13 protein-coding genes are annotated in these 13,607 nt (G+C 41.1%); 6 read left to right on the top strand and 7 right to left on the bottom strand.

Going from position 1 to position 13,607, the window contains the following annotated elements; translation table 11 throughout:
- Both VFM80_RS05710 and VFM80_RS05715 read left to right on the top strand, forming a co-directional pair.
- A partial coding sequence (locus VFM80_RS05710; protein WP_395070444.1) for a sigma-70 family RNA polymerase sigma factor occupies positions 1-571 on the top strand: 571 nt, incomplete at its 5' end.
- Entirely contained in the window at positions 568-1,365 is a 798-nt protein-coding gene (locus tag VFM80_RS05715; RefSeq protein ID WP_395070446.1) for an anti-sigma factor, read from the top strand. The genes VFM80_RS05710 and VFM80_RS05715, both read left to right, overlap by 4 nt.
- A gap of 60 nt (positions 1,366-1,425) precedes the next feature.
- On the opposite strand, the gene VFM80_RS05720 is transcribed toward VFM80_RS05715, so the two are convergent.
- The 5 genes from VFM80_RS05720 to VFM80_RS05740 form a co-directional block, all read right to left on the bottom strand.
- Positions 1,426-2,193 (bottom strand): hypothetical protein, encoded by a 768-nt coding sequence (locus tag VFM80_RS05720; protein ID WP_395070448.1) that lies wholly within the window; start codon positions 2,191-2,193, stop codon positions 1,426-1,428.
- A 66-nt stretch (positions 2,194-2,259) separates the two neighbouring features.
- On the bottom strand, positions 2,260-3,390 hold the full coding sequence (mnmA, locus tag VFM80_RS05725; RefSeq protein WP_395070450.1) for a tRNA 2-thiouridine(34) synthase MnmA: 1,131 nt from the start codon (positions 3,388-3,390) through the stop codon (positions 2,260-2,262).
- A gap of 136 nt (positions 3,391-3,526) precedes the next feature.
- Entirely contained in the window at positions 3,527-4,285 is a 759-nt protein-coding gene (locus VFM80_RS05730) for an LEM-3-like GIY-YIG domain-containing protein (protein ID WP_395070452.1), read from the bottom strand.
- A gap of 65 nt (positions 4,286-4,350) precedes the next feature.
- Positions 4,351-4,851: an HNH endonuclease gene (locus VFM80_RS05735; protein WP_395070454.1), complete on the bottom strand. Its 501-nt coding sequence runs from the start codon at positions 4,849-4,851 to the stop codon at positions 4,351-4,353.
- A gap of 157 nt (positions 4,852-5,008) precedes the next feature.
- Positions 5,009-6,139, bottom strand: a complete 1,131-nt coding sequence (locus tag VFM80_RS05740) for a hypothetical protein (RefSeq protein WP_395070456.1) — start codon at positions 6,137-6,139, stop codon at positions 5,009-5,011.
- 268 nt (positions 6,140-6,407) lie between these two features.
- On the opposite strand from VFM80_RS05740, the gene VFM80_RS05745 reads away from it, so the two are divergent.
- From VFM80_RS05745 to VFM80_RS05760, 4 genes are all read left to right on the top strand, one after another.
- Positions 6,408-7,373, top strand: a complete 966-nt coding sequence (locus VFM80_RS05745; protein WP_395070458.1) for a hypothetical protein — start codon at positions 6,408-6,410, stop codon at positions 7,371-7,373.
- Positions 7,374-7,488: 115 nt separating this feature from the next.
- On the top strand, positions 7,489-8,793 hold the full coding sequence (locus VFM80_RS05750) for a Glu/Leu/Phe/Val family dehydrogenase (RefSeq protein ID WP_395070460.1): 1,305 nt from the start codon (positions 7,489-7,491) through the stop codon (positions 8,791-8,793).
- A gap of 3 nt (positions 8,794-8,796) precedes the next feature.
- Positions 8,797-9,204: an ATP-binding protein gene (locus VFM80_RS05755; RefSeq protein ID WP_395070462.1), complete on the top strand. Its 408-nt coding sequence runs from the start codon at positions 8,797-8,799 to the stop codon at positions 9,202-9,204.
- 125 nt (positions 9,205-9,329) lie between these two features.
- Entirely contained in the window at positions 9,330-9,545 is a 216-nt protein-coding gene (locus tag VFM80_RS05760; RefSeq protein WP_395070464.1) for a hypothetical protein, read from the top strand.
- A 62-nt stretch (positions 9,546-9,607) separates the two neighbouring features.
- On the opposite strand, the gene VFM80_RS05765 is transcribed toward VFM80_RS05760, so the two are convergent.
- The gene (locus tag VFM80_RS05765) at positions 9,608-10,945 is read right to left on the bottom strand and encodes a TolC family protein (protein WP_395070466.1); all 1,338 of its coding nucleotides are present in this window, start codon (positions 10,943-10,945) and stop codon (positions 9,608-9,610) included.
- A gap of 7 nt (positions 10,946-10,952) precedes the next feature.
- The coding region (locus VFM80_RS05770) for an efflux RND transporter permease subunit (protein WP_395070468.1) at positions 10,953-13,607 on the bottom strand (2,655 nt) is incomplete at its 5' end.

The following is a 13,607-nucleotide window of genomic DNA, read 5'->3' on the forward strand; positions in this document are numbered from 1 at the left end:
TGAAGAAAGAGATCGGGCACTGATGGCTCGTATCAAGGCGAGAGATGCATCCGCACTTTCTGAGCTTTATGATCATTATAACAGACTGCTTTTTGGTCTGATCCTTTCCATACTAAAAAAAAGGGAGGAAGCCGAAGATACCTTACAGGAGGTATTTACCAAAATTTGGGAAAAGGCCGAATTATTTGATCTGGAGCGAGGAACCGTTTATACGTGGATCGTTTCACTGACCCGCAATAAATCAATTGACCGATTACGGTCGAAAGTTTATAAGGAACAGAAGAAGCAATCTACCAGCCTTGATGATGAAGATGTTTTTCATCCACTGTATTCTGAGGAATCAGATCCTTTGGAGAATACCATCTTAACCGAACGTGCTAAAAAAGTTCATGAAGCTCTGGGTCAGATCTCAGAAAAACAGAGAAAGGTATTACAAGTGGCTTATTTCAACGGGATGAGCCAAAGTGAGATCTCTGAGGAATATGATATTCCGTTAGGGACTGTAAAAACAAGGATGCGTGATGGCATGTTAAAACTAAGAGAGCTTTTAGCAAAGGATATAGAATTATGAATCATAAGAACACCAAATTTACAGAGCTTTGTGCGGGACATGTGCTCAATGCGTTGAGTGAAAGTGAGGAAAGAGAATTTCAGCAATTATTAGCACAGGCTGATGAAGAGCAACTCCTTCTTTATAATGAAATGAAAACTGCTGCTGCGGAGATGGCAACCCTGCAATCGGGCGAAACTCCGTCGCCCTCCGTGAAACAGAAGATCATGGAAATTGTATATGCTTCTTCTGAATCAGAATCGGCTAATGCGACCGTTCATAAAATGAACTGGTACAGGTTGGCCGTTGCAGCATCCATACTTTTCATACTTACGAGTATCGGGCTGGTTATGTACTCCACCAACCTTTGGGAAGAAGTACAGAATAAAGAAGCCATGATCTCCCAGCAGCAAACGATCATTGAAAGACTGGAGACCGAGGTTCAACGTAAAGAAGAACTCCTTACAATTTTGGAGGCCCGCGATGTTGACCTGGTTATGATGGACGGATTGGCAAATATAAGTCCAAATGGCTACGGAAAGGTGGTCTGGGATAAAGAAGGTGGAAATGCTTTACTCCAGGTTGCCAATATTCCTTCTGTTCCTATAGACAAAGATTACCAGCTTTGGTTCATCGTGAATGGACAGCCCATCAGCGCCGGTGTTTTTGCCGTTGATGATTCGGGAAGTGACAACTTCTTCAAGATCGAACAACTTCAAAGTTCGGCAACTGAAGGAGCATTCGCTATCACTATGGAGCCTAAAGGCGGTGTTCCTCAGCCTACCGGCGATGTGTATCTTTTAGGAAACATGTAAGCATAAAAAAGGCTACTCATCCTTCGATGAGTAGCCTTTTTTACTGAATATATTTTTCCATTACTGCTGCATCATCATCTGAAATACAAAATCCTTGAAGCTCATCAATGTAACTCCTGATGGCACTTCTACCATTGCCTTGGCAACGCTTGATTTGTTTACATTTGTAACTTCCATCAACATGGTTCTTTTGTCTCCTTCAACTGCTTCGATCTGCATTGGGAAATTTCTGCCTTTAAAAATTATTTCCTGAGTCATTCCATTGATCTCTGCATCTATATCTTCAGGCATGTTATTCCATTTTTCCGCAAGCATGCCCCAATTGATATCAATACCCGGCGTCAACCAAATTGACAAATGTTTGTTTGGCTCATCTTCATTCTTAATGATCATCTCTGCAGCCTCAAAACCCAGAATTGTTTGAGTTCTATCTGAGAAACTGTATTCGTTATTTGATTTTGGAGAACTTTTTTTACCGGACTCTCCCCCCCAGCTAGCCATCATGTCTACCAATCCTTCAATTTCAATCTTGGTAACCTGTAAGGCCTGATTTTCTCCGGTCATGATCACAAAGTCCTTTCTGTCATTACGGATCAACACCCCATCGGTACTCATTTGGTCCATAAGATCAAAATCCTCTTCTCCCTTGATCATGATCCGGTCAGCGGTAGCGTAAAGGTTTAATTCACTAACCTCGGTCTGTCCGTTATCTTCGCTGTAAACATTCATGGAGATCTGCCCTTCAAACTGAGCATAAGCAGCCGTTGAAAATGCAGTTATGGATATAATAAGAGTAGATAAAATTAGTCGCCCTTTATTCATTGTCATAAGTTATTTGAATTAATAGATGGTATTGTAACGACTGAAGGTAGCAGTTGTTACGTAAATAAAATATCAGGCAGTAATTAAATCTTCCATGCCCACACTTACCTTTTTGATCCAGCCCCCGGCAACCACATCATTGTCTTCATAACAGACAATAGCTTGCCCGGGTGTAATGGCTTCACGACCGGCCGGAAAGTGAACTTTCATCCGGGCTTCATCTAACTGAGTGAGGTATCCAACAGCTCCATCATCGTTATAGCGGATGGCACCTGTGATCTCCATTTCATTTTGAGGGATCTTATCATATTTGATCAAATTCATTTCCCCGGCGATCAATGTAGAGCTTACCAGGTCTTCTTTTTCACCGATAGTGATGGTATTGGTATCCGGGTTAATATGAGTTACATAAACCGGCTTACCCATAGCAAGATCAAGTCCTCTTCTTTGGCCAATAGTATAGAACGGATAGCCTTCATGCTCCCCAACTATATTTCCGTTTTTGTCAACGAATTTACCGCCGGAAACTCTTTCTTCAAGTCCGTCTACCCGATCACGTAAAAACCTGCGATAATCGTCATCGGGTACAAAGCAGATCTCATAAGAATCCGGCTTATTGGCCACATTCAGCAATCCGTGATCTTCTGCAAGTTGTCGAATTTCTGTTTTCGGATAGGTTCCAAGTGGAAAAATAGTTCTGGCGAGATGTTTCTGAGCAACTCCCCATAATGCATAAGACTGATCTTTTTTTGGATCATGCCCGCGCGAGATCACATAACGTCCGTTTTCTTCTCTCACTTTGGCATAGTGACCTGTTGCAATGAAATCACAACCCAAATTATCGGCTCGCTTCAGCAAGGCGGCCCATTTTATGTGCGTATTACAAAGCACACATGGATTTGGTGTTCTTCCTCCAATATAATCATCCACAAAACGGTCGATCACCCAATCCCCGAACTCTTCTCTTATATCTACAATGAAGTGCTTGAAACCATGGTTTACCGCAATATGCCGGGCATCATTCATTGACTCTACCGTACAGCAGCCGGTCTCCTTCCCTGAATTACCTCCGCTGCGGTGGTAATCCCACGTTTTCATGGTGATCCCGATAACCTCATAGCCTTGTTCCTGTAACATCACAGCCGCTACGGATGAATCGACACCGCCACTCATGGCTACTAATACTCTGCCTTTTTTACTCATAGAATTGAATACTTACTACTTCTTGACGTGAATGAAACTGAAAGATACGGTTTTTTGCAGACGGTTGACAGTATCCCCGAATATTGAATATTGATTAGGGGAATAATGAATATCGAAGTGCTTTACCAAAGCAATCCTATACATTCAAATACATTATTGGATTAGAATTCCCCTCTTTAAAATAATGAGCGACAGATTTAAATTTGTACTTCTTTCTAATTTCATCAGAAGCAATATTTCCAATAAACTCATAGCGCCCTTCTAATCTTTCTTCTTTTTCTCTTTCAATAAATTTATTGTCTCGTCTTACACTAAATGTATTTCCAGCTTTGTACCAATTTATAACAGTGTAAATCTCCTGAATTACACCTTTATATACTGCGAAGGCATACTTTACATCTTCAGCTCTTTTAGGATTTATCTTCCACTGCCCTCTTGTATAATCATATAATTCTACTTCTTCCATAGAATATCTGAATGCTTGATTTATTCTAATAAGAATTGAAGGTTCTTCAATTTCTACTTCTTCTTTTTCATATGTAGCATTTATTTGGGCTATAGACATTCTTCCAAAAGTAGCACTTTTATACCCACTGTATTCATTCGTAAGATTTTTAATGTCAATTAAATCTATGATGGATGATTCAACACGAAGAGCTGTCTTTTCATCATCAAGTCCATGAATCAAAATTTCTATTTTAGGTTCTAAACCTTGCCCTCTTATTTCTTGTATTAATTCAACTTTTTGGGTTTCATTTTTATCATTTAAATGAGAAAAAACTCTATTCCCCTTCCCTTTACCAACATAAAAAATCTCTTCTGTTAAAGGATGAGAATAAATATAAACGTAGTATTTCAACTCCTTTATGACAGTACTTGAAAACTTGTATTCCATTCAAAATAATTTTAGCAATACAATTCTTAATGAAGTAAGCATCTAAGAAAGTGTTTATAAGCCTACTAGGTCATATACAAATAAGGCTTCCAAGGCTCTTGCACTCCGCCATTGGAATCCCTGAAAAATGTGATAGGTACCGGGCGGTAGGGTTTGCTGTGAAGCTTCATATTTGCTTCCTTGGGTGTTCGGTTACCTTTATGGACATTACATTTGTCGCAAGCCGTTGTAAGGTTCTCCCAGCTATCTTTTCCGCCCCGGCTTTTTGGGATTATATGATCGATAGTCAGGTCTGATCTCTTTCCACAATATTGGCAGGTGAAGTCATCACGACGCATCACATTTCGGCGGGATAGTACAATCTTGGCATAGGGTACTCGAATGTAATTCCGAAGTCGGATCACAGATGGAAATTGAAAAGACTTTCTTGTGGTACGTAGTTCTTTTTTGGGATCATCATGAAGCAGCTCCGCCTTCTCCAGGAAGATGAGCTTCATGGAGCGCTGCACCGAGCAAATACTCAGTGGCTGATAATCTTGATTAAGTACTAAAACATTCGCATTCATAGTACATCCATTTTAATTACTATTGATGATATCTCAAAGTTTTTATTCATGGAGAATGCAGCTCATAAACAAAAAGGCGTCCCGCACATGAACATATTATGTACGGGACGCCTTAGTATGAGATATTTGTCTTTAAATATCAATAGGCAAACTTTTACTATCCAATTCCTACCATTTGCAGCAATTCTCTTCGGACATCTTCATTTATTGAGATCGCTAATATTATTGATACAACCAATCCTATCAGGGCATAACTCAGGTCTTTAAATACCATTGAGAATACTTTACCCATTGGCCTCCCATTCTCTTTTCCATCCATTATGCTCATTCCAATTTCGCGGCCTGCCAATAATCCCAGAAATACCCAAGTAGTACTCATCGGCACAGTGCTTACCGTAAGCTTATAAACTAAGAGTATTGCATAAACGAAATCAATAATGGTAGCCGAGCGGACATCCGTGACTCTTGATTTTTCTGTTACGATCTCCTGTATCTTATCTCCTCTCAGGTAGAATAACAATCCTAACCCAAAAAAGATGAATAGAGAAAAACCTAAGAACTGAGAAAAATCAAGTGAGCGAGGCAGATAAACGGCAATATTAGCTGCATCCTGCATAACCCATACGGCCCATAAAGTTCCTGAGATGATCCATTGCGCTGGAAGCCACAGTTTATGCGGTTCTCCGTTAAATTTCTTCTCAAGTGTGTTAGTCACGATCAGCCATACTGCCAATCCGGTTATAAGTGCTAAGCCATATCCTTGTAAACTTTTACCTAATACTGAAGTGATCCCTTCTGCTGAAGTTGCAAAACAGCTCAACAATAAGAAAGTTGTTGAAACTGGCATCCGCATTCGGGTCAAAATCAAAAGAAAGACCGGAGCGGCTACTTGAAGAAATGAAAATTCTGTAGGTGCTACCGCAAAACCTTTAGAGGTCAGGCGCTGGTAGGTTACATCTCCATCATAAATATAGAAACTCGCTGATACCGTGACTAAGAATATCCCTCCGATCCAAAGCCATAACACCCACCACTTTTTATCCATATTGGAAGCAAGGAATGTACCAATGGTTTGGATACTGTCGTTAGCAATGGCGGAATATCCCGCAAAGGCAAAACCTACCCACATGGCAAGTTCGGCGTATGGAAATACAACTCCGGCAATGAAAAAGAAAAGGCCTATCAAGCCAATGAAAATTCGTTCCTGCTTGATTACATCATAAAAACCTGTAGGGATAAAGCTTTCAATACCGCTTGCTCCATTTTGGTTAGACTGCTTATCTGACATTAATTTTATATTTTGTGTGCTGATTTACAGCCAAGGGTAAAGATCATATGTTAAGACAGTGTTATGAGATGCCAAAGTACCGGATACTTAACAATTAGATAACAATGAAGCCGACCGCAGCCCTTTTAAAGTTTATTTTGTTCCATAACATGTTCATGTGATTTTCACTTTTGTTCAATAATCAACATCTTTATATAACTTTGAACTAAGCTTTTCGGTTATGTTAAGACTTTTACTACCCGCCCTATCTGCTATACTTCTGATATTAATGCCTACACTTCAAAAGTCTCCCTCATTTCATGACGACACTGTAAATGCTGTATTGGGAGACATAAGCTATACAACTGCCTATGGAGTTGAACCCAATGTAAGGACATCCGAAGAAGTTCGTATCAAAACACATTTAGAATATGTAATTGACCTTTTGAAAGAAGAAGACACATCTGGACTCAGCGCATCACAAATAGAAAACAGAAGGAAAATGATTGCTTTACTCGAAGATTATAAGGAAGCCGGTGTATTTCCAAAAAACCGCTATTTCGAAACCCGACGGCCTGTTTTTATTGATGAAGATGGAAACCTTTGTGCTGTGGGATATTTGATCGCCCAGACCAAAGGAATTGAGGTCGCTAAAGAGATAAACAGTGATCACAAATACGACTTGATAAATGACATTGATCCCAAGTTGATCAATGAATGGTTAGCGGAAAACGGACTTACAAAAAATGAAGCTGCCATGATCCAGCCTATGTACGGAGAAGTTTATACAGAAACTATTGAGCAAAATGAGGTTGAACTTGAGTATGCAGTTGCCTCTTCTGTTTTGGCAGGCATGCAATTAGGAACCACTACATACTCTATGCTTTCTGATGACTCACCTTCAACTATTAAAAAGATCTCTGCTTTTAATACTTTATTAGGTATGGGGTCGATAACACTTGGCCTTATAAACCTGGATAATACCTCAACCGACATTCGCTATCCTACGACTGATCCTCAGATTTGTGGAATTTGTTATAGTCGCTATGAATACACCTATAAAAATCCCGCTCGCACAAATTTCTCGATTGCAAATATTGTAGTTGGCGGACTTTCAGCAGCTTTTAACGGGTATCGATTTTTTCAAGCCAAGAAAAGAGAAAACCCATCAAAAATTAATTTTTCGGCAACCCAATTATACGATCCCTCTACTCAAGCTACAGCTCCGGGACTTTCTTTTTCAGTGAAGTTGTAAATTCATAAAAAATCATCGCCTTTTTGAAGAAAACTGCAATAGTTTTCCATATTCTTTTTTAACTTTGGAACCGCTTTTTTAGCGTACTAAAACCAATTTCATCTAAATTCAGGCGATGTCAAAAAAAGACTCTATTTCAACCGGCTATTACAAAGAACCTGTTCCTCATATTGCTCATGACTCTCCCTTTGCTTCCATGATGGAACGCTTCCGTTTTGCTGCCGACATCCTTGATCTGGATAAAGGTGTTTTTAAATATCTTTCCAGCCCCGAGAAAGTAGTTATGGTTTCCATACCGATTACTATGGACGACGGACGCATCGAAGTTTTTGATGGATACCGTGTAATTCATAACAGCATTTTGGGGCCTTCAAAAGGTGGGATTCGTTATTCCGATGATGTAACCATTGATGAGGTAAAAGCCCTTGCAGCCTGGATGACCTGGAAATGTGCCGTTGTAAACGTTCCGTTTGGGGGAGCCAAAGGTGGTGTAAAGGTCAACCCAAAAGAACTTTCACAATCAGAATTAGAGCGACTGACACGCCGCTACACCGCCAATATGTTTGATGTATTCGGGCCGGATCGTGATATCCCTGCTCCGGATATGAATACCAATGAGCAGACCATGGCCTGGATCATGGATACCTACAGCATGAAACAGAATAAGACAGAAACAGCTGTAGTAACCGGGAAACCTATTATTTTAGGAGGTTCAAAAGGAAGAAAGGAAGCAACAGGACGCGGAGTAGTTACCACCACCCTTGCAGCACTTGGCAAGCTGAGGATTTCCCCAAGTAATACCACCGTAGTAGTTCAGGGATTTGGAAATGTAGGTTCTGTTTCAGCTCAACTAATGTACGAGCAGGGAGCCCAGATCCTGGCAATCAGTGATATCAGCGGTGGATATTATAACAAAGAAGGAATAGATATTCCTGAAGCCATTCACTATTCACAAACCCACAATAATTCACTGGAGGGTTTTGAAGGAGTTGAAAAAATCACGAATAAGGAACTGCTTGAGCTGGAATGCGACGTGTTGATTCCCGCTGCAAAAGAAGATCAGATCAATAAAGATAACGCTCCGAATATTAAGGCGAAGATCATTGCAGAAGGTGCCAACGGACCGGTAACCGCGAACGCCGACAGGATACTGGAAGAAAAAGGAATCATGGTGATCCCGGATATCCTTGCAAATGCCGGTGGTGTAACCGTTTCCTATTTTGAATGGGTTCAGGATAGACATGGATATTTCTGGACCGAAGAACGAGTAAACCGGCGCCTCAATCGTATGATGCGAGAATCATTCGACAACTTGTTTATGGTGAGTGAAAAGTATAGTATTACGCTTCGTCAAGCGGCTTATGTGTATGCCATCGATCGTGTGGCTACAACGCTTAAACTGCGTGGTATTTATGCTTAAAGAATGAAATTATTACAGACTCTTACCCTACGATCTTCTTACGAAGAAATTGAAAAAGTTGAAGGACTCCTCAACGATCTGCAAAGTGAACTTGGGTTTAATGATGAGTTCTATGCACGTCTCATGCTTGCTGTTTCTGAGGCCGCAACCAATGGCATTGTTCATGGCAATCAACTTGATGAGTCCAAATCTTTAGAGATTACTGCTTTTCAGGATGGAAACCTTCTGATATTCGAAACCCGTGATGAGGGAGAAGGCTTCGATCCTGACACGCTACCTGATCCACTCGCAGAAGAAAACCTGCTTAAAACAAGCGGCCGAGGTGTCTTTCTTATGGAAGAGTATGCCGATAGAGTGGAATATTCTGAAGGCGGAACCCGGCTTACCCTTACTTTTAATTTACCGGGATAACTTCCGCGTAGGATAATTTTTGATTGAAAATTATTTACCCAACTAAAATCCACACGTCCTACAGGCTTGTGTACGTTTCAGCCGATATTTACAGTAATACTTAAAATTGTTAAAAAGTGATCAACATGAAGCGAAAAGAATTTATTAAAAGTTTTGCAGGAGCCTTTATTGGTGTAGTGGTATATCAATTATTCTTTACCATCTCTGATACCTTCCAAAACTTTTGGGCAAATTATTTAACTGATATTATTTTAATGGGGGTTTGCGTATTTGCGGGCATTCTGCTGATAGACTTTTTTATAAACAAATTTTCTCTCTTTTCAACAGAAGATAACACCTAATAAACATCAGGTTGTATATCACTTCTTCTAAATCTACCTGATCTGTGTCACCTGCTTGTCATTTATTTGACTTTGGTGAGTAGCCGGCCGCTTAGCCTCAATAATTCGGTCTCGGCAGTTTTAGCAACTATTTGGGCTTCGATAAGGCGATTCTCGGCATTCAATAAACTTTGCTGTGCTTCCCTTAATTCAATAGAACTGATGGTTCCAAGTTCGAAACGCTCCAGTGCGATATCTACAGTTTGATTATTGATCTCGAGATTTTCCTGCTCTAATTTTATAAGAGAAAGAGCATCGGAATATTGAGCATAGATCTGACTTATTTGTGCAGTTACCTGAAGCTGAAGATCCTGCTTCCGTAATTCTTCATTTTTGAGGGTTATTTGAGCATTTTCAACTCGGCGTTGTTTATTAAATCCATCAAAAAGATTAATTCTGGCTGTAATTCCGTAGTTAAAACCATTGGTCTCAGAAAACTCTGAAAATCCTACACTCGCTTCTGTCCTGGAATATCCATAACCACCTGAAACATCTACCCGGGGCATCCATTCTCCCTTTAGTTCACGGATCTCTGTTCGTGCCACTTGCTCATTGAGCCGGGCAATATTCAATTCCATATTCTGGGTAAGTGCATCATTTATCAAAGGTTGTAATTCCAGGCGATCAGCAAGTTCGATCTCAGGCTGAACTTCAAATTCTAAAGAAACATCTTCTCCTAAAATAGAAGTCAATAGCACCTTGAGTTGATTCAGAGACGTTCCGGCACGGATCATCGCTGCACGATCAGTATTGAAATCGGCACGTGCCAAAAGCAATTCATATTCAGATCCTGAACCGAGATCCCGTTTGGTTTCCGCGATCCGTATACGTTCTTCGGAAATCTCTACCGTATTTTCCAGAACCTCAGCCGCCTTCTGCTGGCCGGCGATCTCGTAATATCCACTGATGATATCCGCCAGAACCAACTCGACCTGATATCTAGCTTCCGCTTCACTGATATCAAATTGTGTACTTAACCGGTCCAGTGTTGCAAACATGGTTAATCCATCGAAGATGGTCCATGTTGCATTCACTCCATAATTATACACCGTTGTTTTCGCATTTTGATCATCTCGATCTGCAATATTTGGATTACCATAGACCGTCACATTATCCTGTATACGCTGATTTATGGAACCGTCGGCAGATATAACGGGCAGAAACCCTGCATTCCCTATCGAGCTGTTATTCGAAGAAATGCGAACTTCATTTTCTGCAATTTGGATTGCAAAGTTTTTCTCTAGCCCTATTCGAATGGCATCTTCAAGCTGCAGGGTTGACTGTGCCTGAACATTGGTAAACATCAAACCAAACAAAAGAAGGGTTAGTAGTATTTTAATATGCGAATTTGAAATTTTCATCAGTGGATTATGCATTTACTTCTGCGGTTTCCAGATTTTCATATTTGCGGAAGGTTTCCTCATCTATGGTATCTTTTTCAGATCGCTCGGCAGAAATGTAGCTGTATAAAGCCGGAATCACGTAAAGGGTTAAGATACTGGCAAAGATCAGACCGCCAATAATTGCAATACCCATCGACTTACGACTTTCGGCACCTGCTCCAAGTGCCAGTGCGATCGGTAAAATTCCCAGAACGGTCGAGAAGCTGGTCATCAGGATCGGACGGAAACGGGCAACGGCTGCATCTTTGATCGCTTCCAGATTTGAAAGTCCTTGTATCTGTCTTTGGTTGGCAAATTCAACAATGAGGATTCCATTCTTAGTCACCAACCCGATCAACATCACCATTCCTATTTGACTGAATATGTTCAGCGTTTGATTAAAATACCAGAGAGTCATCAGGGCACCGGTAAGTGCTAAAGGAACCGTGAACATAATTACCAGCGGGTCACGGAAACTTTCAAACTGAGCGGCCAATACAAGATAAACCAACAGCAGCGCCAGCAAGAATACATAGACCAAGCTGGATGAACTTTCTACAAAATCTCTTGACGGGCCTGAAAGTGAAGTTGTGTATGAGTCATCAAGCACTTCATCTGCAATGGCATCCATGGCTTCAATTCCGTCGCTAATAGTTCGTCCCGGAGCTAAACTCGCCGATACTGTTGCGGAAGCAAATCGGTTAAATCGGTATAGTTGAGGCGAACTGCTTGTCTCGGTGAGCGTTATGAGGTTGTCTAACTGCAGTATTTCTCCCGTATTATTTCTCACATATAAACTTTTAAGATCTATTGGGGCATTGCGATCTTCACGAAACATCTGCCCGATCACTTGATATTGTTTTCCTGACTTCAAGAAATATCCAAAGCGCTGCCCACTGTATGCAAGTTGTAAAGTCTCTGCGATATCTCGGGTTGAAACTCCCAGCGCCTGAGCACGCTCTCTGTCTATATTGATCTCAACTTCCGGCTTACTGAATTTCAGGTCCACATCCACAAAGGCAAAATTTGGATCCTGGCTTGCTCTTTCCATAAATATTGGGATAATTTCTTTCAGCTGGTCGTTAGTACTTGCCTGAAGTACATATTGTACCGGTTGTCCCCCTCTTCTGCCTCCAATACTTTGTTCCTGAGAAATGAAGGTTCTTGCTCCACTTAAGTCCTGAATTTTAGTAGAGAGATCATTGTATATCTCCTGCTGAGTACGCTCCCTGTTTTCAGCATCGATAAGAATTGCCCGCCCAAACCCTGAATTCACAGAACTTGCCGCTCCAAAACCCGGAGAGGTAACGGTGATCAGTCCTTCAATCTCAGGCACCTCATCAAGTAGAAAATTTGTAAGCCTGTCCATGTACCTATCCATGTATTCAAATGTTGCTCCTTCCGGGGCTATTGAATTAATGCTAAGCCTTCCCCTGTCTTCAAGAGGGGCAAGTTCTTGTTGAAGGTTTGCGTAGAACAACCATATTCCGCCTAAACACAATATGGTAATTACATACGCCATCCATCTTTTTTCCATAAATGCTTCCAGGCTGCTTTTATATTTTTGATTCAGCTGCTGAAAGAATGGCTCTGTTTTTTTATAGAACCAACTGTGCTGGGCATCCGATTTCAGAATTTTAGTGGATAACATCGGAGTGAGCGTAAGAGCAACAAAAGAAGAAATAATAATAGCGCCGGCCATTACAACCCCAAATTCCAAAAACAATCTCCCGGTCAATCCCCCTAAAAATAAGATGGGTGTAAACACCGATACCAAGGCCAGGGAAGTTGCCACAACAGCAAAAAAGATCTCTCGGGAACCTAAAATACCTGCTTCAATAACATTCATTCCTGACTCGATCTTGGCATAGATATTTTCCAAAACCACAATGGCATCATCCACTACCAAACCTATAGCAAGTACGATGGCGAGCAGCGTTAAAACATTGATAGAAAAGCCGGCAATGTACATCACAAAAAACGCTCCGATCAGTGCGATGGGAATCACAATAATGGGAATGATGGTTGTACGGATATCTCTTAGAAAAAGGAAAATAATTAGCACCACCAACGAGAGTGCAAGAAAGATCGTCTGCTGTACTTCACTGATCGATGCGCGCACATATTCGGTAGTATCAAAACCCACGGCCGTTTGGATATCTTCAGGAAGATCTTTCTTGATCTGTTCAACACGTTTATAAAATTCATCTGCGATCTCGATCTGATTGGCACCGGGCTGAGGTACGATCACCACCCCTACCATAGGCACACCATTTCGTTTCAAAATAGTTCGCTCATTGGCGGCTCCGAGTTCAGCCCTTCCGATATCCCGAAAACGTACCACATTTCCATCTTGTTCGGTTATGATCAGGTTGTTGAATTCTTCCGGTTCATAAAGCCTGCCCTGCGTTCGAACGGTAAGCTCTGTCAAGTCTCCTTCAATACGGCCGGAGGGCAACTCTACATTTTCTCTTTGAAGGGCCTGCTGTACATCAAGGGGGGTTAACTTGTAAGCAGCTAATCGCAATGGGTCCATCCATAAACGCATGGCATATTCCTTCTCACCCCAAATTTGAACACTGCTGACGCCGGGTATGGTTTGAACACGTTCTTTGAAATCATTAAAAGCTACATCAGAAAG

This window comes from Gracilimonas sp. (genome assembly GCF_035704785.1).
Taxonomy (GTDB): domain Bacteria; phylum Bacteroidota; class Rhodothermia; order Balneolales; family Balneolaceae; genus Gracilimonas.